We start from the raw sequence: 21,724 nt of genomic DNA, 5'->3' as shown, positions 1-21,724 counted from the left end.
TCTCCATGTACGGCGCCACCGACAAAGTTTCGAAAGCCGGTGACACGATGACCGGCCCGCTCAACCTCCCGGCGTTGAAAGTGACGACCAGCCCGGCCAACGGCAGCGTCCTCACCTCCGACTCCGCCGGCAACGCCTCCTGGCAGACGCCGGGGGCTGTGTCCGGCCTGGACTACCTGAACGTCAAGGCATACGGGGCCCTGGGGGATGGTGCCACCGACGACACCGCGGCCATCCAGAGCGCGCTGAACACATGCCCGGTGGGGGGCGTCGTCTACCTGCCCAAGGGCATCTACCGCACCAGCGCACCGATCAAGGTCCTGCCGGGAACCACCCTGGAGGGCAGTCACGGCGGGGGCGAGGCCCAGTCCACGGCCTGGGTCGCGCCGTCCTGCATCAAGCCGCTCGCCACGTTCAGCGGTGTGGCGGCCATTCAGGTCCTGGACCAGCAGCTCGGCAGCTACGCGACGCTGGCCAGCGAGATCACCATCCGCAACCTGACGATCGATGGCTCCGCGGTCCCTGGGGCGACCGCGGTCGACGGTATTCGCGCCACCGGGCAGATCCAGCATCTGGTTCTGCGCGAAGTGCAGGTCCGCAGTGCGACCGGGGTCGGCATCAACACCACCTACAACATGGGTGTTTCGTCGGGGCCGCAGGCCCCGTACTGCCTGCACTTCGACCGGGTGTCCGTCCTGTGGGCGGCGAGCTACGGCGTGGTCCTCAACAACTCCACCGACAGTTTCCTGAACGATGTGTACGTTCTGGGCTGTACCGGGCCCGGCTGGTACATCTCCGGAGCCGACAGCACCACGTTCGTCGGGTGCCGCGCCGAGTGGTCCGGCAGCGACGGCTTTCAACTCGCCGGCGGCAACGGCATCCAGAGCTACATCAGCTGCTCGACAGACCGCAACGCGCACAACGGCTGGTCCGTCACCGCGTCCACCAACACTGGACTGATCACCATGGTCGGCTGCCGCGCCACCCGCGACGGCAGCGCCAGCACCTCCGCCGGATACGCCGGCCTCGCAGTCGCCAGCACCACCCGCAAGGTGATCGTCGACAATTTCCAGACCGTCACCGGCGCGAACGACGACGGCAGTGGCCTCACCACCCCGCAGTACGGCGTGTCCGTCACCAGCTCCGCCTACGTCACCGTGTCCTCCGGGATCCTCACCGCTGTCACGGCGGGCTGGTACGACGGCGGCGGCAACACAGTTGCCCGGCGCGGCGCGATGCTGACCGGAACGGGCATCAGCACCTGGTCATGGTCAGGGACGGCGTCGCCCGTCGGGGCGGCGACCTCGACGGTGCTTCTGCAGGCCCAGGTCACCGGGGACACGCAGCAGCGGTTCACGGTCGGCTCGGACGGCAAACTCCAGTGGGGCCCTGGGAACGCCGGCCAGGACGTCGACCTGTACCGGTCCAGCAGCGCCCAACTGCAGACCGACTCGTATTTCGTGGTGGGTGCTGGTCAGTCCAACGGGACCTGGACCTCGTGGTCGAGCAGCGCGAAGGCTCTCATCTGCGGTTCGGCAGGCGCAGGACTGGCAATCGCGGAGGGCAGCAACGCCCGCTCCGGCACAGCGACCCTGGCTGCTGGGACCGTGACGGTCTCCAACACGAGCGTGACGGCCAACACCCGGATCCAATTGACGATCCAGTCCCCTGGCGGCACGGTGGGCGCCCCGTACGTCAACGCCCGTACGGCCTCCACCTCGTTCACGATCAAGTCGACGTCTGCCAGTGACACGAGCGTCGTGGCGTGGCTCCTGGTCGAGCCCGCCTAACAACCACCTCACCGACTCCCTCAAAGCCCCGCCACCGCGCGGGGCTTTCGCATGCCCGGAGGCAATCGCATGACCCTCACATTCCGTGGCGGCCGGCTCCCCGCCCAGCCTGCCCGACCGCAACTTCGGCTTCGCGACTACCTGACCGCGGGCACAGTGCCGCCGGCACCGACCACAGCCGACTGGCAGTCCCGCGTCACCAGCTGGCCCATGTACCTGAACGACCAGATCGGGGACTGCACCTGTGCCGCGGTCGGCCACATGATCCAGGCCGAGACCACCTACGGCCAGGGCACCACCGTCACCGTCGCCGACCAGGACATCCTCACCACCTACGAGAAGGTCAGCGGCTACAACCCCGCTGACCCCTCCACCGATCAGGGCGCGGTGATCCAGGACGTCCTCGCCTACTGGCAGAAGACCGGCATCGCGGGCCACAAGATCCTGGCGTACGCGTCCGTTGACGTCGGCAACCCCGCCGAGATCCGGGCTGCGATCGACCTGTTCGGATCCGTTGACGTCGGCTTCAACTTCCCAGCCAGCGCCATGACCCAGTTCAACGCCGGGCAGCCCTGGGACGTCGTCAAGGGCTCGAAGATCGAGGGCGGCCACAGCGTCCCGGTCGGGGCCTACGCCGCCGACGGGACCCTGACCTGCGTCACCTGGGGTGCGGTACAGAAGTTGACCGCGGCGTTCTGGTCCACGTACGTGGACGAGGCGTGGGTCGTCATCACCCAGGACTGGCTGTCGGCGAAGGGCTTGGACCCGCAGGGCATCAACCTGTACCAGCTCGGCCAGGACTTCGCGGCGCTGACCGGCAAGCCCAACCCGATCCCCACCCCGCAGCCGACCCCGAGCCCCACCCCGGCACCCACGCCGGCCCCTGCCTCCGTGGACGCCACGCTCGCCGCCGCGGTGCACACCTGGCTCACCGCGAAGGGCCTGTGATGGCCCTCCCCGATCTGAGCGCGCTCGATGGCCACCGGGTCGGCGGCTTCCCCGGCTACAAGCCAGGCCTGCGCGACTTCTACTCCCCGGTTGACGATGTCCACGGAGTCCTCCTCGACCTGATCAAGTCGGCCGATACGAGCCTGATTCTCGCCCAGTACGGCTTTGACGACGACGAGCTCGCCGATGCTCTTCACGAGAAGCTCGCCGACGAGAAGGTCTTCGTCCAGTTGACGCTCGACTCAAGTCAGGCAGGCGGCGTCCACGAACGCGTCCTACTGGCACGCGAGTCATACCCGGCGAGCAGTGTCGCGGTCGGCCGGTCCGAGAAGGGCGCCATTCAGCACCTCAAGCTGCTGATCGTCGACGGTCAGGATGTCGTCACCGGCTCAACGAATTGGTCGACGTCCGGCGAGACGCTGCAGGACAACCACTTGGTCGTGATCAGGAACGAGAAGGTCGCGACGCGTGCGCGGGCCCGGGTAGACGCGATCCATGCACACATGCTGGCCGCCGCTCGGGCGGCCCGCCCGTCAACGATCGCCGCGAAGACCGACAAGGAGCACTGACATGGGCATCTACGGGCAGGACTGGGCGAGTTACCAGTCGGCGACACCGGATACGACCGGCTTGAGCTTCGCGTTTATCAAGGTGAGCCAGGGCCTGACCTACACCAACCCGGAGTGGACGGCGCAGCGGGACCACGCCCGCGCCGCCGGCCTGGTGGTGGGGTACTACCACTACCCGGACATGGCCAACTCGCCGCAGCAGGAGGCCGATCACTTCCTCTCGCTCGCGCAGCCGCAGGTGGGCGAGCTGGTGTGTCTGGACTGGGAGGGCTACGACGCGGCGAACACCGCGGTGTCGCACGCCACGCAGCTCGCCTACAAGGAGGCGTTCCTCCGGCACCTGAAGGGCGCTGCCCCGCACAGCCCTGTCGGCCTGTACTGCAACACGGAGTACTGGCAGCACGTCGACACCACGGGGTACTTCCAGGACTTCCTGTGGATCGCCACCTCGGGTCTTCCCGCCGGGCAGCCGGGCATCAGCGCGAGCTGGCTGTTCCACCAGTACTCCAGCTCGGGTGTCGACCACGACTACTGCCACCTGGGCAGCACCGCGGCGCTGAGCGCTTGGGCCCGGTCGTTCGCTCCGGCCCCGGCGTGGCCGGGCGAGTACCTGCGGCTGCAGTCCCCGATGCTGCACGACGGGAACGTACGGACCTGGCAGCAGCAGATGGCTGACCGCGGCTGGTCGCTGACCGTGGACGGCTGGTACGGCTCGGCGTCCGCCGCGGTGTGCCGGCAGTTCCAGCAGGAGAAGCGGCTCACCGTGGACGGCGTGGTCGGCCCGGCCACGTGGGCGGCGGCCTGGGCGGATCCGGTGACGTGAGCCGCCCGCTCGTGACCGCTCACTTGTCTACCCGCTGGGGGTTGTGATCTGGGCTCTGGCTGCGGAGGGGGCTCCGGATGTGATGGCTGTATCCCTGTGGCCGGGCGGCGCGGCCGGCCTGGTTGCGCTGTTCGTTGTGCTGGTACTGCGCGGCGCGCTCGTGCCGCGCTCCACCGTGAGGGACTTCAGGGCGGACCGGGACGCGCGGATCGCCGACCGGGACGCGAGGATAAAAGAGCTGATGGCGGAGCGGGACACCTGGCGGGCCGCGTACGAGACCAGTGAGGCCGGCCGGCATCTGTCGCAGTCTCAGACTGGCGAGCTGCTGGAGCTGTCCCGCACCGCGGCGCACGTCCTGACGTCGCTGCCTCGCCCTACTCGGGAGGTGACCGCCGGTGCCGCAGTGGATCCGCAGGCTGTGGCGTCGCCGCCCTGACCCGGTGTCGCTGGTGCGGATGGTGCCGCGCACGACGCAGGGTCAGAGGGATGCGGAGGCGGCCCTGCGTCGGGCTGAGGCGGGGCGAATCGCCTGCGAAGGGCAGGCAAGCGAAGTCGGGGAGGTCGCGGGTGTCCTCCGGGTGCTCCGCGAGCGCAACCATTTCGCAGACGCAATCCGGGGGGCGTTGGAAGGAGGCCGCTGATGCTGGCGCTAGCGGATCTGTCACGCCTTGATTGGTCGCAGCTCGCGAACGTCTCGGCGTCGGCTTTAATCGCCATCGCGTGCACGCGCACGGTGGCCGTGTACCGGCGGGCACCGTGGAGGAGCAGCAGGGTCGGCCGGCACATGATGACGGTCACGGTGTCGATCGGGCTGCTCGGCGCCTACACCGTCGCCGCGACCCTGTGGCCATCGGGTCCGGTCTCGACTGTGCTGCGGGTTGTCCGGGTCGTCGTCCTGATGGTCCTCGCCGTGCTGATGCACCAGCGGGCCCGCATGGTCGCCGACGGGCGCCGCGGCAAGGTCGAGCCGATTCGCGACCCGATGAAGGAACCCCACCAGTAGTAGCCACGCCCCCGCCTGGCCTTCGGGCCGGGCGGGGGCGCTTCTGTGCGTCCAGCTGGGTTGTCGGTATTGAAAACCTCGGGCAGGGCGGCTATAGTTTTCGGTATCGGAAACGTCAGAGGAGGGGACACGATGGCCACCATCACCACCACCGAAGCAGCCCACCAGGCCGGCGTCACCATCGCCACCATCCGCCACTGGTGCCGCTACGGAGCCGTCACCGCCGCCAAGGTCGGCCGCCGCTGGGCCATCGAAACCGCCTCCCTCACCCACCGGATCGCCCTCAGCATCCGCCGCACCCGGAAGGCCAAGCCCGTGACCCTCACCCCCGAGCGCCTCGTCGCCATCGGCGGCAGCCGCTGGCAGAAGAACGGCAAGGACCGCATCTACTTCAACGACTGGGCCCAGTTCGCCGGGCTCGACATCAGCCGCTACCAGAGCGGCGGCGTGAACGGCGCCAGCCTCGGCGGCCGCGGCATCGCCAACGGCCGCATCGGCGCCATCCTGGCCAGCATCGACAAGGTCTGGTTCGACGTCGCCGACGGCAAGTTCTACGCCTACGAGAACGGGTCCACCGAGCTCTCCATCCGCTACCTCAACGGCGACCGCGACACCATCAACCTGTTCGCCCTCGTCGTGGCCGGCATCCGCGCCGCCGCAACGAACTGACCCCGGAACGGAGCGCCACCATGGCCCGAATCACCGTCCAGCAGCCCGACGGCAGCCTCGGCTGGTTCAACCCCAACGTCACCACCGCCGAGATTCCTGAGGGCAAGCGGTGGGACGGCAACAACCACCGCGGCGTCAAGTCCGGCCTGCAGATCGGCTACAGCGAGCTGATCCGCACCAAGCAGGGCCGATGGGTCCAGCACACCGACGCCCGCTCCGAGTTCAACGGGCCCGAGACATGGGAATTCCTGGCCGACGACGAGGCGCGTCACTGGCTGATGACCGCAGACAGCGAGGAAGCCGAAGAGGCACTCCTGAAGTACTTCGGGGAGCCGGACGAGGAGGCCGGCCCGAACCTCGGCGGCCGGCCCGAGGTCGGCAAGGCGTTCAGCATCAAATTCCCGGACGACCTGCGCGAGCGTGTGGACACTGCGCGCGGTAGCACATCGCGTGCGGAGTGGCTGCGGGTCGCGGCAGAACTCCGCCTTTCGGGTGAACCGGCCACCGACTGACGGTGGCCGGTGCTACGGTGAAGCCGTCCCCGGGAAGCCGGGGGTGAGCCGCGTGGGGTGTAAGAATCTCATTCGGCATGACGCCCTCCCCGCGCGAGCGGGGGTGAGCCTCCTCTAGCTGACCGGTTGGAGAGGTTCAGTGCGTACGCCCCGCGCAAGCGGGGGTCGGCTTGGCCCCGCATCTGCGGGGATGGCCCATAGCTCCGTCTCACCTGCACGTTGGCCCCGCGCTCGCGGGTTGTGCGCCCCGCCTCCCGAAGGAGGCGGGGCGCTTCTGCATGCCCGGGGTCAGCCTCGCGCCTGGACCAGCTCCACGACCCGCGCCGTGTCCTCCAGGCTGGGCAGCACCACGTCGGCACCGGCCGCCGCCAGCTCCTCCGCACTCGTCCGCCCGGTGGCCACCCCCACGACGCCCACGCCCGTCTCCCAGCCGGCCTCAACGTCCGCGACCGTGTCCCCGAAAATGATCGCCTCGAACGGCTTCACGCCACCCCGCCTGAGCACGACCCGGATCATGTCCGCCCGCACCTCCGCGTCCTCCCCATACCCGCCCACCTCGAAGTCAATGTGCCGATCCAGGCCGAACGTAGCCAGCTTGACCTCCGCAACCGGCCGCACATTCCCCGTCCCCACCGTCTGCACCACCCCCGGCACCGCCGCGAGCGCATCCAGCGCGGCCGCGGCCCCCGGCAGCGCATGCCCGCGCTCCCGCAAATCCGCCGCCCGCCGCCCGTACTCATCCGCGAGCAGCGCCGTGTACGTCGGGAAATCGACCAGATCCCGAGGCAGGCCATGCAGCGCCAGCGTCTCCCGGAAAATGACCAACTCGCTGCGGCCCGTGATCTCCGCCTGATGCACCAACGGCCGCCCAGTCGCCCGCTCGAACGCACCCGCGAACGCGTCGCGTCCAACCCCGCGCGTCGCGATCAGCGTGTGGTCAACATCCCAAAGCACCAGCACCATACCCGCTCCCCAAGTCAGCCCGGCCCGAGTTCAACAGCCTGCCACGAACCACCCCCGGCCGCCCCTACCCTAGAGAACCCACCACCACGACAGGAGCCGCGATGGTCGCCCCAGATCTCCCCATCGGTGACCGCATCCGGCACTACCGGCAAACCCGCGGCGGCCGCCGCCAGGACGTCATCGCCGGCCTCGTCGGGATCACCCCGGACTACCTCGGCCAGATCGAACGCGGCCTCAAAACCCCCACCATCCAGGTCCTGCATGCCATCGCCCAGGAGCTCGGAGTGCCCACAGCAGCCCTGCTAGCCGAGGCGCCCGTGCTGGCCAGCACGCCCCGCGACAGCACCGAACCGGCCATCGCCCAGGCCCTCATGGGCTACGGGCCGCCCCGTAGTGCCGAACCCGTTCCCACCCCGGCCCTGCGCGAACGCGTCGAGCAAGCCTGGCGCAGCTGGCAGACCTCGCGCACCAGATTCACTGACGCCGCCACCGTGCTGCCCGCACTCATCGCCGACACCGAACACGCCGTCCGCGCCCACCGCGCTGACCCGGGACAGCACCGCAACGCCCTACGGATCTCCGCCGACCTCTACTTCCTTCTCCGCTCCTATCTCCGCCGCACCGGACGCGTCGACCTCTCCCTCATGGCCGCCGACCGGGCCGTCCGCGCCGCCGAGGATGCCGACGACCCGCTGCGGATCGCCGCCGCTCAGTGGAATTTGGGCCATGTCCTCCTCGCCGCTGATGAGCCCGACGGTGCCGAACAGGTCGTCCTGCGAGCCGCGGAGGCCATCAAGCAGGAGGCGATCGAGGAGGAGAAGCGCGCCGCCATGGCCGGCGCCCTGCAGCTCGTCAGCGTCGTCGCCGCGGCCCGCCGCCGCGACTGGTGGACCGCCCGCGATCGACTCAACAAGGCCCGCACGACCGCCCAACACGTCGGCGAAGGCAACGTCGCCTGGACCGTCTACGGACCCGTCAACGTCGAGCTGCACCGCGTCTCGATTGAGATGGAGGCCGGCGAAGCAGGGGAGGCCCTGCGAATGGCCGATGCCGTCGACACCAGCGGCCTGCCGTCGATGGAGCGCGAATTCACGTTCCTCCTCGAAGTCGCCCGCTGCTACGACCTGCGCCGTGAGGACTCCGCCGTCCTCCTTCACCTCCTGGAGCTGGAGCAGATGGCCCCCGAGGACCTGGCCAGGCAGCCGATGGCCCGCGACATGCTCCTCGGCCTGATCCGGCGGGCCCGGGCGATGCACGCCCGACAGGCAGAGGCGCTGGCCGGCAGGGTCGGTGTCCTGTGAGAGCAATGCCGTACTGACAGTTCACCCGAGCTGACAGTTCGTCCAGCCCGACCGGGACGGCCCTACCGTCCTGCCCATGGCAGAGATCACCACCACGCCGGCCACATGCATCAACTGCGGCAGCCCCGACGCCCCACACCGCGGGGAGATCCGGACGACCCGCGTAGCCGACGGCGTCGTCCGCGACCAGCGCGTCCACCGCTGCACCCCATGCCAGGTCCAGCGGTACGAGCCCCAGGAACTCCGCGACGGGCAGTGGGCCGTCCGCGACCGCAGCGACGGCACCCTCACCGTCCACGTCGCCGACGGCCGCCCCCTCCTCTACCCCGACCGCGCCACCGCCCAGGCGTGGATCGACCGCGAGCACCAGCTCGACCAGGAGACGTCCCGTGGCCGACGCTGACCCGCCACGGCCCTGGCAGCATGGCGCCGCACACCGTGCCGGCCGCACCGTCATCGGACGCACCGACCCCACTCCGGACGACCTCGAGGACGAGGCTCCCGACCCGTGGCCGGCCCCGGGCCCGCTGCCGCCCCAGTTCTACCGTCACGCCCGCTGACCGCCGCCCGGCCCCGCTCACCCCCCGGCAGGGCCGGGCGGCCTATCCCTCGGCAGGAGATCGCCTGACGGGACTTCGAGAGCGTGGGCGATCCAGGCGACGAGATCGAGGCCGATCGAGTGCCAGCCATTCTCGGCCCGCGAGATGGTTTTGCTGTCGACGCTGAGCTGCTCGGCCAGTTGTTCCTGGGTCAGGCCGCGCCGCCGACGGGCCTGGCCGATGCGCTCGCCGACCTCTCGACGGTGTTGTCGGACCCACTCCGGTTGATCATCTTTCGCCACCCCTAACGCTTAGGTGACGTATCAGAGCACGTCCCTACCGCCGGGTGGTAAATCAGCAAGACATGGCGTCAATAAGCAACCGAGACGTCACTTACCGTCGATGCAAACTGGGCCACAGGTAGCACCCAGTCACTTCATATTCGAACAACAGGCAACAGTTCGACGAAGTCCGTAGCCGTCCCACCTGGCGATCTGCCAAGGTGAAGCAAGATTCCGCTACCCAGTCCTCGGGGACAGAATCGGACACCTGACGGCCCACCACACCCCACACCAGCGCGGCCACCCCCACCGCGCCCCGACGGCGTCAGCGCACACCCGCACGGGCACCAACAGCGCACCAGGAAGACAGTGACCAGCCCGGACCATGGCAGCAAGCAGGGCTCCGACGTCAGCAGCAAGCACGGATCCCCAACCCCCGACATGATCGAAGCCCGCATCGCACTCGCCGAACAGGACCTAACCGAGGCTGACGAGGTCAACCTCGCAACCGCCGGAGCAGCCGACCTAGTGGTCCTTGTCGCGAAACTCAAGGGCGCGGTAGCCGACCTGATTCGGCTCCACCGAGAGCGGGCAACGCCTCCCACCTGGGGAAATAGCTAAGGGCAACTTGACCCTCTAGAGAAAACTGAACCAGCCGGTGAACCAGCTCGCGGCGGGCGCGTTGCCGCGCGCCAGCTTGGCCGCCCAGTAGTAGAGGCCGCCCGCGGTCGGGTAGGCGGAGCAGATCTCGGCCATGGCCAGGCCCACGCACAGGGTCATGGCGCCGACCAGCGGCCAGCCCCAGGTGATCAGTGCGGGGCCGCCGGTCACCATGCCGAAGCCGTAGAGGGTGAGGCAACCGGAGAGGATCGAGACGATGGAGAAGGAGACGGCGAAGTTGGAGAAGCCGGAGAGCGAGCGGGCCAGCTCCTGGGTGTAGCCCAGCTCGCGCAGCCGCTGCTCGTCCTCCGAGAGGGCCGGGTCGGCGGCGGCATCGGGGCCGGCCGGCGTGTCGGCACTGGTGGAGTCGGCGGGGCCGGTGGAAACATGAGGGCCGGTGGAAACACGCGGGGGAACCACGTGCAACACAGGCGGGGAATCCTGGTTGACGGGTGACTGCTCGGAGGACATGCGCACCCCTTGGGGGTTCGGTGGGGGATCCGAAACATGCGCCCACAGCACTGTGGCCGCCAATGGCCCGGAACTAGACCTTTGACGTACCGCGCATGCTTCCGTCTCCGCCCGCACCGCGTCAAGAGGGGCATGCCCGCTGGTCGCGGGCTCGCACCTCGGTACGATTCGCTGGTGGCAGGAGCAGGCGAGGGTGACGCGGGAATGGACTGGCAGGGCGGCGCGATCTTCCGCCCCGTCCGGACCGGAAACACCTTCGAGGAGACCGTCGAACGGATCCTGGAGGCGGTCAAGCTCGGGGTCTTCGGCTACGGGGACCGGCTGCCGCCCGAGCGGGAACTGGCCGCCCGGCTCGGGATCAGCCGCGAGACGCTGCGCGAGGCGATCCGCTCGCTGCAGGAGGCGGGCTGCGTGGAGTCCCGCCGCGGCCGCTACGGCGGCACCTTCGTCACCTACCGGCTGCCGGCCCCGGACCTGGGCGAACTGCGGCGCGCCGTCCAGCACATGGGCGGCGAGTTGGAGGACGCGCTGACCTTCCGGATGGTGCTGGAGACCGGCGCCGCCGAACAGGCCGCCCGGCGCGAGCTGACCGAGGACCAGCGCGACTACCTCCAGCGGCGGCTGGCCGAGCTGGAGGCGGCCGGCACCGAGGAGTACCGCCGCCTGGACTCGCGCTTCCACCTGGCGATCGCCGAACTGACCGGCTCACCCTCGCTGGCCGCCGGGGTGGCCGAGAGCCGGATGCGGCTCAACGACCTGCTGAACGCGATACCCGTGCTGGAGCGCAACATCGAGCACGCCTCGCACCAGCACCGCGCGATGGTGCGGGCGATCCTGGGCGGGGACGTGGCGGGCGCGCGGCGCTCGACGGAGGAGCACCTCGCGGCGACGGCGGCACTGCTGCGCGGGTTCCTGGGCTGACGGGGGCACAGGGCGGGGGCCGGGCCGGGGCGGCGCGGCGCGGCGCGGCGCGGCGCGGCGCGGGGGACGCCGGGAGCGGCGCGGGCTCAGGGCGCGGCGCGGCGCGGGGGACGCCGGGAGCGGCGCGGGCTCGGGGCGCGGCAGTGGCCTACCGCACCGGTGTGGTGACGGGCGGCGCGCTGGACGAGTGGTGATCCGTGCTCACGAAGTCACTGGACACGTGGCCCGCCAGCCCGAGCACCAGGAACGCCACCAGGAACCCCTTGCCCGCACCGCTCAGCACCAGCGGCCGGGTGGCGGAGGCCGCCGGCTCGGCGGCGCCCGGTGCGGCAAAGCCCGGCGTGCTGGTGTCCGGTGCGGCGGCGCCCGGTGCGGTGAGCTGGGGCTCCTCACCGAACAGGCCCTTGGGATAGGCGGAGGTCAGCATCAGCACATAGGCGTCGAACCGCATCCGGAACCGCACGAAGGCCGCCGTCGCCTCGAAGACCGGCCGGGGCAACCGCCCGGTGACCAGCACCCAGAGCCAGATGAAGAAGGCGAGCGCCAGCCAGCCGGTGCCGAGCAGGCTGTTGACCACCGCCGCCGGGATCATCAGGATCAACCGGAAGAAGACCGCCGCCCGGTTCAACCGGCCCGGGCGCAGCTCGATCTGGACGGGGTAGTCGGGCTGCCGGCGCAGCGAGAACGGCGGGTAGCGGTCGACCAGCAGCGTGGCGGCCGCCGCCACCCGGGTGTCGTAGGCGACGTAGTCCGCCAGGTAGCGGGCGATCCCGCCGGGCAGGTGCGCGGTGAAGAGTGCGGCGAACCAGCCGATCACGGCGGCGAAGAAGGCGACCACCGAGAGCACCCAGAGCACGATGAACTGGGGCAGCAGCAGGAGCCAGCGGAAGAGGACGGTCAACCGGCGCTGCGGGCCCGGGCCGGGGATGTCCAGGATCGGCAGGAACTCCGGTGGCGCCGGCGCCACCGGCATCGTCCAGCCGCCCGGACCCGGGGTCTGCGCCATGGTGTGCTCCTTCGCTCCGTGTCCGACTCCTGCTCAGAACGCTCGCAGGCGGCCCGGCCCACGGCATCTCGGGACGGCCGGACGTGGGCGCGGGGGCGGCAGCGGAGGCATGGGACGGGCCGGGCACAGGCAGAGCCGGATCCAGGGCAGTCCGTTCAGAGCCGCATGAGCCCGGCGGCGGTCGGCCGGAATCCGCACTGCTCGTAGAAGGACTCCAAGTGCGGCTCGTAGTCGACGTGCAGCCACTGGGCACCGTGCGTCTTCGCCGCCTCGGCGGCCGCCCGCACCAGCCGGATCCCGAGTCCCTGCCGGCGCTCGTCCGGGTGCACGGTCGTGTCCAGGACGAAGGCGTGCGCGCCGCCGTCGCCGACCACGTTGACGAAGCCGATCAGCCGGCTCCCCCGCCGCGCCGCGATCCAAGTCAGACTGCGGGACAGCATCCGCGCGAAGGAGGTCGGCCGGTGGGCCGGCCACGACGCACCGAACAACTCGTTGAGCTCGACGTCCGTCAGCTCGGGACGCACCGCGAGCACCTCGTCTCCGGCCCCCGGCGCCTGGCTGATCATCATGCCGAGCAGCCTGGCACGAACCGGCGACCGTGCTCAACGCCTTTGCGGCGCTCTCACCGAACAGCGAGGCCTCGGCCCCGCCGGGGCCCTCAGGACGCATGATCAGGTCCATGCGGACACCTCACCTCACGCAGGCCCCCGCCGCCCGTGCATGCATGATCATCCGAAGGCCGGCCGAGGAGGCCTTCCAGGCGTTCGCCGACCCGGGCGTCACCTCCCGGTTCTGGTACAGCGGGAGCAGCGGACCGATGGTCGCGGGGGCCCGGCTGCGCTGGGAGTGGGAGACGTACGGCGCGTCCGTCGACGTGGTGGTCAAGGAGGTGCGCGATGGGCGGCTGATCCGGTTCGAGTGGGGGAACTACGAGCAGCCGACCACCGTCGAACTGCGGTTCACCCCACGGTCGGCGTACGCCACGTTCGTCGAGGTCACTGAGACCGGCTTCCAGGGCTCAGGTGACGATGCCGTCCGCTGGGTCAACGACACCGTCGGCGGCTTCACCACCGCCCTGTGTGCGATGAAGGCCCTGCTGGAGCACGGTATCGAGCTCAACGCCGTGCCCGACCACCACCCGGTCTGAGCGGCCCCGGAGGCCCGCCGGGCGCGGGCCCGGAGGAGTCCGGGTGTCGGCGAAGGTGGCGCGCCGGGCTCACAGGCCGGGGGGCACCGGTTCGGTCTGCCCCGTGGAAATCGGTCCAGCAGCTGACAGCTAACAGACGACGCTCAACAGGTAACGGGTAACGGGTAATGGGGATCGGGCAACAGGCGACGGATAACAGCTGACAGATGATGAAATCTGTCAGCTGTTATCCGTCAACCTCCAGCCGACAACGCCTCACCCCTCCAGCGACTCACGAATCCGGCGGGACGGGCTGAAGGAGTAAAGGTCCAGGATCTCCGGCGGCTCCACCAGCCCCGGCCCACCGGCCGCGACCCAGGCGGTGATGTCCCGCGCCGCGTCCTCATCGTTGACGAATCCGAGCCAGACCGGCCGGCCACCGGCTCTGCGGCCTTGCGGCGAGGGCTGTATGACGATCACGTTCGCGCGGTCACAAGCGTCCAGGCAGCCGACCGCCCGCACCTCGGACACCCCGGTCAGGCTCGCGCGGAGCCCGGTGAACTGAGCGGCGTGGTCGATCCCCGGCACCTTCGGAGTGCCGCAGCAGCAGCCGCGGCAGACGCTCACCGTGCAACGCGCCACCCCACCGCCACCGGCTCGCTGACCAGGCTCCGCCACCACTGCCGAACGGCCCTTGCCGCCCTTGTCCCCACGCCGCTTGCTCACCACGGCACCGTATCCCACCCCTCATCCCCCGCAGGCCGGGCAGGGTGGCATGAACAGGACCTGATGCACCCCCGGACCCCACCACCGGACCCCATCACCGGACCCCATCACCGGGTCCAGGCCCGAGGCCGAACACCGCGGCCGGCCCGCCATCAGCGTCGACGGCGACGCACCTTGCGCACCCTGCTCCAGAACCACCCGGCCGGCGGTCGGTCGGACCGCCACGGCTGCGGCTCCGGGGGCTCGCGACGCCAGCGGGCGGCCAGCATCCGGGCCCGTCCGGAGGGCTCGACCACCGAGGCGGAGCGGACGAAGGCCTCGTCCAGCTCCACCTCGTCCCAGTCACCGGCCGGCCACTGATCCGACCCTCCGGACCCTCCGGACCCGCCAAACCTCTCGGACCTCTCCGAACTCCCGGACGGCTCCGGCAGCCCCGACGGCGTGTCCGCGCTGCCCATCGACCCACCCTCCGTCCCGCTCGACGCTCTCGCCCTGTCAAACGCACGACCGTCCACCGCAGTGCCCGCACCCCGCCTCACGAGCGCGGCCGACGAGCACCGCACCGCCCGGACGGGTACGCCCCGATCAGATCCGCCACGATCAGGTCCGCCCCGAACAACCGACCGTCAGTCAGCGTCCGGACCCAGCTGGGCCAACCGGTCCAGCTCGGCGCCGATCTCCTCCCGCAGCGCGTCATGGTGCGGCCCGAGCGCGAACCGCTCGTCACTCCAGCGCTCCAGCGGATACAGCCAAACCGGCATGCCGACCAGCTCCGCGGGCTCCCACGCGTAACGCGGCCAGATGTGGGCGTGCAGGAAGCCGTCGGTGTTCCCCAGGATCTCCAGGTTCACCCGGCGGAAGGACGGATCCGACCGGCGGCAGGCGCGTTCGACCGCCTCCGCCAGTCGCTCCATGTCGGCCAGGAACGCCGATCGCCTCGCGCGCGGGAGGTCGGACAACCGCTGCACGGCGGGCTCGTCCGTCAGGAGCACCGAGTACCCGGGAAGGAACTGGACGTCCCCGATCACCGCGAACCCCGCCTCCAGGCGCCTCAGCACCGAGGGGTTCTCGCCGCGCAGTGCGCTGCCGATCCTGTCCGTCCGCCAGTCATTCTTCATGATCGGACCATATCGTTGGACCATATCGTCGGGCCCTGTCGCGGGTGCCGGTGGGAACCGTGAACGATCAACGCCGCGGCTACGGGGCAGTGTCAGCGGTATCCACCGCTGGTTCGACTCCGCCACGGCGGCGGTGCTCGGGGCGGGTGAGCAGGTAGGCCGACGCCAGCGCCGCCAGGCTCGCGATGGCCAGGAGCAGGATCCGGTAGTCCAGCACGGCGATCAGTGCGGCTCCAACCGCGATCGCGATCGTCTGCGGGGCGGACAGCACCAGGCCGAGCGCCGCGTCCGTCCTGCCCATCAGCTCAGCCGGTGTGCGCCGCTGAAAGAGCGTCACGATGCCGACGCTGATCCACGGCAGGCCTGATCCGATGAGTGCGCAGCCCGCGAGGACGGCCGGCGTCGACGAGGCGGTCTGCAGCAGGAACCCGACCGCGGTGCCGACCAGGCCCAGGGCGACGACGCGCCCCTCGCTGAGGCGTCGCATCAGCGGAGCCGCCGTGACCCCGGCGGCGACCGCACCGGCTCCCTGGGTCGAGATCAGGACCCCCAGGAAGGCATCCGGACGGTGCAATCCCTCACTCACCACGGCGAAGACGGCTGTCTCCGAGAACCCGAACGCGATCACGGCCAGCGCGCCGGCCATGGCCAGTTGCCGCAGAACGGGGGTGTCGCGGATGTGGCGGGCGCCGGCGAGCGCTTCGGCGAGCCAGGGCTTCTCGGACGGCGTCGGCCGCTCCTCCCGCACCCGCAGGGCGAGCAGGGAGGCAACGGCGACAAGGAACGTCACGGCGTCGCCGATGATCACCGGGGCCGCGCCGAACGCGGCCAGCAGCCCGGCGCCGAGGAGCGGGGTGGCCAGTCTCAGCCCCCACTGCGTTGTCTGCATGGCGCTGTTCGCGTCCCCCAGGAGTTCGGCGGGGACCATGGACTGCAGCAGGGCGGTCTGCGCCGGCCCGAGGACAGCGGCCGACAGGCCGTAGCCGAGCATCACGACGTAGATCAGCCACACCTGGCTCCGGACGTGGACCAGCAGCAGGACCATGACCAGCGTCGCGGTGGCCAGATTGGTGGCGATCAGCAAGGGCCTGCGGCGCAGCCGGTCGGCGAGAACGCCACCGACCGGCCCGCCCAACGTCCCCAGCGTGAACATGAAGAACGACAGGCCCGCGGCCGACGCGCTCCCGGTGAGCATCTTGACCCAGATGCCCAGGGCCAGCCACAGCGCCGAGTCCCCGAAGGTCGACAAGGTCTGCCCGGCTATGTAGAGGCGGGCGTTGCGGTTCGCCAACAGCCGTCGCATCTGCTCATTCCTCCGGCTTGGCGGCGTCGAGCGGGTACGTGAACAGGAGCATCTCGACCGGCAGGCTCTCGGCCGGGCGGCGCGAAGGATCCTCCAAGCGGTCCTGGTAGCGGTCGAGGACCACACGGAGGTCGGCGTGCAGTTGCCGGGCCTCATCGGGTGTCAGGTAGGCCAGGTTCTCGATTCCACTGGTCACCTGCAGCCAGGGGCCCTCGAACCCGGACCGGCGGGCGTTCACCGCGGCGGCCCGGTTGAGCCAGGTCTCCCACAGCACCCTGGCCAAGGCTTCGGACGCATGGGATGCCTCGGTCCCGCCCTGCGCGTGGTCCACCCGGAAGCCGAGGTGCCTGAGTCGCCACGGCCTACGCCGCCCAGGCGCGTCGCCGGCTTCCTCCACGAAGCCGTACTTGGCCAAGGTGCGCAGATGGAACGCGCAGTTGGTCGGTGACTCCCCGAGCAGCTCGGCGGCCTCGGTCGCCGTGAGGGGTGCGTGCCGGGCAAGCACCTCCAGCAGCGCGAGCCGGGTTGGATGGGCGACCGCTCTCATCGTCCTGGGGTCCGTGAGTCGGCGGAGCGGACGCTCGCTCTCCATCCGGCGCTCAGCGGTCGGCCCTGATTCCTCAGAAGACATGTTTCGAGAGACTAGGCTCGAAACGACCCTTTCGACAAGGCCTCGGGGGGCCACCCGCGAGGCGACACGAACATCGGCTTCCGGTACGGCAGGAGCTACGCCCAGGCCTCGGCCAGCAGGCGGTTCACCTCTTCGGGCTGGTCGCGGTGCGGCAGGTGGTCCGCGCCCGGGATCCGGACCAGGCGGGCGCCGATCCGCTCCGCGATGAACTCGCCGCAAGCCGTCATGGCCTCGCCGATGAACGCTCGGTACTCCGGGTGCGCTGTGTCCCAGGTGCCGTTGAGCACCAGTTTCGGATAGTCGGCGCGGGCGAGCGGGGTCAGCGGGATCTCGGCGTCCCAGACCACGCGCTCCGCCATTGCCGAGGCCGCGGCACGCAGCAGGTGCGGGGTGAACTCGGGGAGCGGCAGGCCGTAGTCCTCCGTCGAGTGGCGCAGGTACTCCTCGGGGCTCATCGGCTCGCGCTCCTCGCCGAAGGCCGCCCGGATCCGGACGAGCGCCTCCCGGACCGCCGGGACCTCCTCGGCGACGCGCAGCACCGACGGCTCGATCAGCGTCAGCGAGTGGACGGCCTCCGGACGGCGCGCCGCAGCGATCATCGCACCGGCGGCGCCGTAGGAATATCCCACCAAGTGCGCGCCGGTGCCGAGCAGTTCCGCGATGTCCTCGGCGTCCACCTCGTAGTCGGCGCGCTCGATGTCGGGGCTGTCCCCGAAGCCGCGCCGGTCCATCAGCTCCAGCCGGAACCCGCCGGCCAGCGGACGCTGAGCCCGGAAGCAGTCGGTCCCCCAGCTCATGGTGCCGTGCACAAGCAGTGCCCGGGGAACGGTTGCTGATGCCTCGTCCTGCCACGTCGTCACATGAACTGCTTCGCGTCCCATAATGCTCATCCTACGAACCATGCCAAGGCGCGTGGCCTGGCCATGGGGGTCAGCCCGGCCACCCGTCTCGACACCGGCACGGCCACCCCCGGCACGACCACCCCCATCTCGTCAGCCACCATCTCGTCAGCCACCATCTCGTCAGCCACCGTCTCGACAGCCACCGTCTCGACAGCCGCACGGCTCAGACCCGTTCATGTCGCTCCCCTTCGGAGGCGTGCCATCACGCCTAGGCTCGGCACCGGTGACCGACGGAGCGTCCGCAGTCATCCAGTGGTCAGCAGCAGCAGGAGGTCTCACCATGTCCCGGGTACGGGTCCACAACTTCTCCGTCTCCCTCGACGGCTTCGGCACCGGCGACGGGCAGAACCTGGAAGCGCCGTTCGGGCACGCCGGGATGCGGCTCGTCGACTGGTTCACGCAGACGCAGGCGTTCCGCCAGATGCACGGGCAGGGCAGCGGCGAGACCGGGGTCGACAACGCGATGGCCCTGACCTGGGGGGTCGGCATCGGCGCGGAGATCATGGGGCGGAACAAGTTCGGGCCGCAGCGCGGGCCCTGGGAGGACCACGAGTGGACCGGCTGGTGGGGCCCGGACCCGGTCTTCCACACCCCCGTGTTCGTGCTCACCCATCACCCCCGCCCCTCCGTCGAGATGGCGGGCGGCACCACGTTCCACTTCATCGACGCCACGCCGCAGGAGGCGCTGCGCCAGGCGCGCGAGGCCGCCGGGGGGCTGGACGTGCGGATCGGCGGCGGGCCCAGCACGGTGCGGGAGTTCCTGGCCGCCGACCTGGTCGATTACCTCCACGTCACCATCGTCCCGATCGTGCTGGGCCGCGGCGTGCGGCTCTGGGACGGCCTCGAAGGGCTTGAGCAGCGCTTCAGGACCGAGTCCGTGACGACGCCCAGCGGGGTCACGCACCTGGTCCTCAGCCGGGCGTAGCCCCGCCATCCAGCAGCGCGTCGATCACCTCGGTGACCCGATCGGCCACCAGGTCGGGAGGCCGCGCGGTAGCGGGCCAAGTGCGACCGCGACGGATCCAGGCCGTGCGCAGCCCGGCCGCCTGGCCGCCGCCGATGTCGGCGGCGACGCTGTCGCCGACCATCCAGACCGGCGCCGCAGCGACCTCCGCTCGCGTGTCCGCCACCGACGCGGCCACCATGGGCGCGCCCACCATCAGCACGGCCTCCGCTCGCGCGTCCGCGGCGGGACGGAGTCCGGGAAAGCAGCAGCGTTCGGCCGCCAGGGCGAAGATCCGCGGGTCGGGTTTGCGCAGGCCCTCCGCCTCGGAGACGCACCAACCGTCGACCAGATCGGCGAGACCGGTCAGCCACAGGGCGGCGACCTGCTGCTCGTTGGTGCCGTTGGTCACCACGCCGATCCGCCAGCCCGCCGCGCGCAGCCGGGTCAGGCCCGCCGACACCGCGGGCTCGCACCGCATCAGCTCCGCGTGACGGCGCCGGTATTGCGCCCACAGCTCCGCCACCGGGCTCGGCAGGTCGAAGCGGTCGCGGATGGCGGTGAAGACCTCGGCCTTGGGACGCAGCCCGTCGCCGTCCAGCTCGGTCAGCCAGGCGGCGGCGTCCGGCCCGAGCCGCCAGTGTCCGCTGAACTCCTCGACCCAGGCGGCAAGGGCGGCATCACGGTCGACCAGGGTGTTGTCCAGGTCGAAGAGCACGAGCCCTGCGGCCGTCACCGTCCCGCAGCCTCGGCCTCGGCCCGCCCGGCCCCGTCCACCGCGGCTCGGCCCCCGTCCACCGCCTCCGCCCCCTCGGCCGCCTTGACCAGGGCCGCCATCGTCACCGGCCAGTCACCGGTGACCGCCGGGCCCACCTCGGGGCCGAGCCGGTCGGCCGTCGGGCCGGTGATCTCCATCCGGTAGACGACCCGGGTGCGGCCCGGCCCGACCGGCTCCAGACGGTGCGCGGTGCGCAGCAGGAGGCCGTCGAACTCCGCCTCGTCGATGAAGAGTTCGCCAGGCACCAGATCACCGATCCGCAGCTCGACCGGGTCCTGCCCGGCCGGGGTCATGGTGATCTCACTGCCGGTCGCGAACGGTCCGCGCAGCTCGATCCGCTCGATGTCGGCGTTCCAGCGGCCCCAGTTCGCCACATCGGCCCAGAGCCCCCAGAGAGCCCGCGGCGAAGCGGTGGTCTCGATCCGGTGCTCGTACTCCCACATGGCAACTACCTCCGGTGCGGCGCGGCGGGCGATAACCTTCCAACAGATTATCTCCGCAGAGACTATATGTCGAGTGTCTGCCGCGCCCCGGTCGCGTCCGAGCGCCGGATCGCGTCGAGCAACCGGTGCAGGCGCAGGCCCGCCGCGAAGTCCGGCACGGTGCGCCCGCCGCCGCGCAGGTCGGCGGCGAACTGCGCGTACTGCTGCGCGACATGGAACCCCTGCTCGTCGACGGCAGTCGGGTCGACCGCGAAGTACCTTGACGGAACGGGAAGTTCGACGAAGGATCGATCCGCGCCGGCCTGGCCGCGCGCGCCCAGCAGCCGCAGTTCGCCGACCTGGACGCCCAGCGGACCGGCCGGGCCTGCCGAGACCAGCACCAGGTCGCCCTCGGTACCCGAGACCTCCAACCGGGTGCGCGCGTCGGCGCCCTTGCCGTCGTGCAGGTGCGCGGCGAGCAGCGTGCCGCCGGCCAGCCGCGCGTTCAGCAGCACCTGGTCGGGGCTGGTGACCTCGACCCGCTCGTCCGTCTCGGCGATCCGGAAGGACGACCGGCGCACCGCGAGGGTCGCGGAGAGCTGCTCGATGTCGCCCAGCAGGTGCTGCACCGCGTCCAGCGTGTGGCCACCGGCCACCTCCAGCGTCCCGGCGCCGTTGCGCTGGTCCAGCGTGTAGGCGGCCCAGGCCGGCAGGGCCGGGCCGGCCCCCTTCCCGCGGGCGGCGTAGAGGGTGGCCGAGTCGACCTCGCCGAGGTAGCCGTCCGCGATCAACTCCCGCGCGTAGGCCAGCGCGGGGGCACTCCTGGCCTGCAGGCCGACCGCGTGGTGGACCCCCGCCCCCTCGGCGGCGGCGACCAGCCGCTCGGCCTGCGCCGTGGTGCGGGCGAGCGGCCACTCGCAGTAGACGTGCTTGCCGGCCGCGAGCGCGGCCTCCACCAGCTCCAGATGAGCGGGTACCTTCACGGTGACGACGACCAGGTCGACCTCGGGGTGCTCGGCCAGCGCCCGCGCGTCGGCGAAAGCGTGCGGGACGCCGAAGTGCTGCGCGGCCGCCCGGGCGCTCTCGATCCGACTGGTGCCGACCGCGGTGATCTCGTAGTCGGGCAGCGCGCGCAGCGCCGGGATGTGGGCTCGCGCCGCCCACCCCTGCCGCGGGTTGACCCCGATGATGCCCACCCGGATCCGCGGCACCGCCCGGCGGTCGCGCCCCTGCGACGCCCGCACCTCCGACGCGTGCCCCTGCCCCTGCCCCTGCCCCTGCCCCTGCCCCTGCCCCTGCCCGACCATGGCCATGGCTCC

Annotated in this window: 26 protein-coding genes and 1 pseudogene; 13 read left to right on the top strand and 14 right to left on the bottom strand. The window is 70.8% G+C overall.

Annotation, left to right across the window (positions count from 1 at the left end):
• Window positions 1-5 precede the first annotated feature (5 nt).
• The 8 genes from OG455_RS36220 (at window position 6) to OG455_RS36185 (ending at window position 6,314) form a co-directional block, all read left to right on the top strand.
• A complete protein-coding gene (locus OG455_RS36220; RefSeq protein WP_266301086.1) occupies window positions 6-1,790 on the top strand; it encodes a right-handed parallel beta-helix repeat-containing protein in 1,785 nt (594 codons plus the stop codon).
• 69 nt (window positions 1,791-1,859) lie between these two features.
• A complete protein-coding gene (locus tag OG455_RS36215) occupies window positions 1,860-2,738 on the top strand; it encodes a hypothetical protein (RefSeq protein WP_266300514.1) in 879 nt (292 codons plus the stop codon).
• Window positions 2,738-3,307 (top strand): phospholipase D-like domain-containing protein, encoded by a 570-nt coding sequence (locus tag OG455_RS36210; protein WP_266300513.1) that lies wholly within the window; start codon window positions 2,738-2,740, stop codon window positions 3,305-3,307. Before OG455_RS36215 ends, OG455_RS36210 begins: the two co-directional genes overlap by 1 nt.
• A gap of 1 nt (window position 3,308) precedes the next feature.
• A complete protein-coding gene (locus tag OG455_RS36205) occupies window positions 3,309-4,130 on the top strand; it encodes a GH25 family lysozyme (RefSeq protein WP_266300512.1) in 822 nt (273 codons plus the stop codon).
• Window positions 4,131-4,212: 82 nt separating this feature from the next.
• On the top strand, window positions 4,213-4,566 hold the full coding sequence (locus tag OG455_RS36200; protein ID WP_266300511.1) for a hypothetical protein: 354 nt from the start codon (window positions 4,213-4,215) through the stop codon (window positions 4,564-4,566).
• A 204-nt stretch (window positions 4,567-4,770) separates the two neighbouring features.
• Window positions 4,771-5,133: a hypothetical protein gene (locus tag OG455_RS36195; RefSeq protein WP_266300510.1), complete on the top strand. Its 363-nt coding sequence runs from the start codon at window positions 4,771-4,773 to the stop codon at window positions 5,131-5,133.
• 132 nt (window positions 5,134-5,265) lie between these two features.
• Entirely contained in the window at window positions 5,266-5,802 is a 537-nt protein-coding gene (locus OG455_RS36190; protein ID WP_266300509.1) for a helix-turn-helix domain-containing protein, read from the top strand.
• Between the two features lie 20 nt (window positions 5,803-5,822).
• Window positions 5,823-6,314, top strand: coding sequence for a hypothetical protein (locus OG455_RS36185; protein WP_266300508.1), 492 nt, complete (start codon window positions 5,823-5,825; stop codon window positions 6,312-6,314).
• A 288-nt stretch (window positions 6,315-6,602) separates the two neighbouring features.
• Here OG455_RS36185 and OG455_RS36180 read toward each other — a convergent pair whose 3' ends face one another.
• On the bottom strand, window positions 6,603-7,277 hold the full coding sequence (locus OG455_RS36180; RefSeq protein ID WP_266300507.1) for an HAD family hydrolase: 675 nt from the start codon (window positions 7,275-7,277) through the stop codon (window positions 6,603-6,605).
• Window positions 7,278-7,378: 101 nt separating this feature from the next.
• Between OG455_RS36180 and OG455_RS36175 the strand changes: the two genes are divergently transcribed.
• Both OG455_RS36175 and OG455_RS36170 read left to right on the top strand, forming a co-directional pair.
• The gene (locus OG455_RS36175) at window positions 7,379-8,578 is read left to right on the top strand and encodes a helix-turn-helix domain-containing protein (RefSeq protein ID WP_266300506.1); all 1,200 of its coding nucleotides are present in this window, start codon (window positions 7,379-7,381) and stop codon (window positions 8,576-8,578) included.
• 76 nt (window positions 8,579-8,654) lie between these two features.
• Window positions 8,655-8,981 carry a hypothetical protein gene (locus OG455_RS36170; RefSeq protein ID WP_266300505.1) on the top strand — a complete coding sequence of 109 codons (327 nt, stop codon included), beginning with the start codon at window positions 8,655-8,657 and terminating at the stop codon, window positions 8,979-8,981.
• Between the two features lie 174 nt (window positions 8,982-9,155).
• Here the strand turns inward: OG455_RS36170 and OG455_RS42285 are convergent, their stop codons facing one another.
• Window positions 9,156-9,419, bottom strand: a complete 264-nt coding sequence (locus OG455_RS42285) for a helix-turn-helix transcriptional regulator (protein ID WP_353963033.1) — start codon at window positions 9,417-9,419, stop codon at window positions 9,156-9,158.
• 618 nt (window positions 9,420-10,037) lie between these two features.
• A pseudogene (locus tag OG455_RS36160) lies at window positions 10,038-10,352 on the bottom strand (amino acid permease); the annotation flags it as partial.
• A 351-nt stretch (window positions 10,353-10,703) separates the two neighbouring features.
• Here OG455_RS36160 and OG455_RS36155 point away from each other — a divergent pair.
• Window positions 10,704-11,450: an FCD domain-containing protein gene (locus OG455_RS36155; protein ID WP_323185631.1), complete on the top strand. Its 747-nt coding sequence runs from the start codon at window positions 10,704-10,706 to the stop codon at window positions 11,448-11,450.
• A 148-nt stretch (window positions 11,451-11,598) separates the two neighbouring features.
• On the opposite strand, the gene OG455_RS36150 is transcribed toward OG455_RS36155, so the two are convergent.
• Window positions 11,599-12,456 (bottom strand): DUF4389 domain-containing protein, encoded by an 858-nt coding sequence (locus tag OG455_RS36150; RefSeq protein ID WP_266300503.1) that lies wholly within the window; start codon window positions 12,454-12,456, stop codon window positions 11,599-11,601.
• Window positions 12,457-12,611: 155 nt separating this feature from the next.
• On the bottom strand, window positions 12,612-13,025 hold the full coding sequence (locus OG455_RS36145; protein WP_266300502.1) for a GNAT family N-acetyltransferase: 414 nt from the start codon (window positions 13,023-13,025) through the stop codon (window positions 12,612-12,614).
• A gap of 155 nt (window positions 13,026-13,180) precedes the next feature.
• Between OG455_RS36145 and OG455_RS36140 the strand changes: the two genes are divergently transcribed.
• Window positions 13,181-13,603 carry an SRPBCC family protein gene (locus OG455_RS36140; RefSeq protein ID WP_266300501.1) on the top strand — a complete coding sequence of 141 codons (423 nt, stop codon included), beginning with the start codon at window positions 13,181-13,183 and terminating at the stop codon, window positions 13,601-13,603.
• A 255-nt stretch (window positions 13,604-13,858) separates the two neighbouring features.
• Here OG455_RS36140 and OG455_RS36135 read toward each other — a convergent pair whose 3' ends face one another.
• From OG455_RS36135 to OG455_RS36110, 6 genes are all read right to left on the bottom strand, one after another.
• Window positions 13,859-14,260: a (2Fe-2S) ferredoxin domain-containing protein gene (locus tag OG455_RS36135; protein ID WP_266301084.1), complete on the bottom strand. Its 402-nt coding sequence runs from the start codon at window positions 14,258-14,260 to the stop codon at window positions 13,859-13,861.
• Window positions 14,261-14,460: 200 nt separating this feature from the next.
• A complete protein-coding gene (locus tag OG455_RS36130; protein ID WP_266300500.1) occupies window positions 14,461-14,640 on the bottom strand; it encodes a hypothetical protein in 180 nt (59 codons plus the stop codon).
• Between the two features lie 294 nt (window positions 14,641-14,934).
• Window positions 14,935-15,426 (bottom strand): HIT family protein, encoded by a 492-nt coding sequence (locus OG455_RS36125; protein ID WP_266300499.1) that lies wholly within the window; start codon window positions 15,424-15,426, stop codon window positions 14,935-14,937.
• Window positions 15,427-15,505: 79 nt separating this feature from the next.
• Entirely contained in the window at window positions 15,506-16,729 is a 1,224-nt protein-coding gene (locus tag OG455_RS36120) for an MFS transporter (protein ID WP_266300498.1), read from the bottom strand.
• 4 nt (window positions 16,730-16,733) lie between these two features.
• A complete protein-coding gene (locus OG455_RS36115) occupies window positions 16,734-17,276 on the bottom strand; it encodes a transcriptional regulator (protein WP_266300497.1) in 543 nt (180 codons plus the stop codon).
• A gap of 179 nt (window positions 17,277-17,455) precedes the next feature.
• A complete protein-coding gene (locus tag OG455_RS36110; protein WP_266300496.1) occupies window positions 17,456-18,241 on the bottom strand; it encodes an alpha/beta fold hydrolase in 786 nt (261 codons plus the stop codon).
• 301 nt (window positions 18,242-18,542) lie between these two features.
• Between OG455_RS36110 and OG455_RS36105 the strand changes: the two genes are divergently transcribed.
• Window positions 18,543-19,187, top strand: coding sequence for a dihydrofolate reductase family protein (locus OG455_RS36105; protein WP_266300495.1), 645 nt, complete (start codon window positions 18,543-18,545; stop codon window positions 19,185-19,187).
• Here the strand turns inward: OG455_RS36105 and OG455_RS36100 are convergent.
• The 3 genes from OG455_RS36100 to OG455_RS36090 form a co-directional block, all read right to left on the bottom strand.
• Window positions 19,174-19,941, bottom strand: coding sequence for an HAD family hydrolase (locus tag OG455_RS36100; protein ID WP_266300494.1), 768 nt, complete (start codon window positions 19,939-19,941; stop codon window positions 19,174-19,176). The genes OG455_RS36105 and OG455_RS36100 overlap by 14 nt on opposite strands.
• Entirely contained in the window at window positions 19,938-20,426 is a 489-nt protein-coding gene (locus OG455_RS36095; protein ID WP_266300493.1) for an SRPBCC family protein, read from the bottom strand. The genes OG455_RS36100 and OG455_RS36095 overlap by 4 nt, the downstream gene beginning before the upstream one ends.
• A gap of 62 nt (window positions 20,427-20,488) precedes the next feature.
• Window positions 20,489-21,718, bottom strand: coding sequence for a Gfo/Idh/MocA family protein (locus OG455_RS36090; protein ID WP_266300492.1), 1,230 nt, complete (start codon window positions 21,716-21,718; stop codon window positions 20,489-20,491).
• Window positions 21,719-21,724: the final 6 nt, after the last annotated feature.

Origin of the sequence: Kitasatospora sp. NBC_01287 (assembly GCF_026340565.1) — a bacterium.
Classification (GTDB): domain Bacteria; phylum Actinomycetota; class Actinomycetes; order Streptomycetales; family Streptomycetaceae; genus Kitasatospora.
This window is presented reverse-complemented; position numbering and strand designations above follow the sequence as displayed.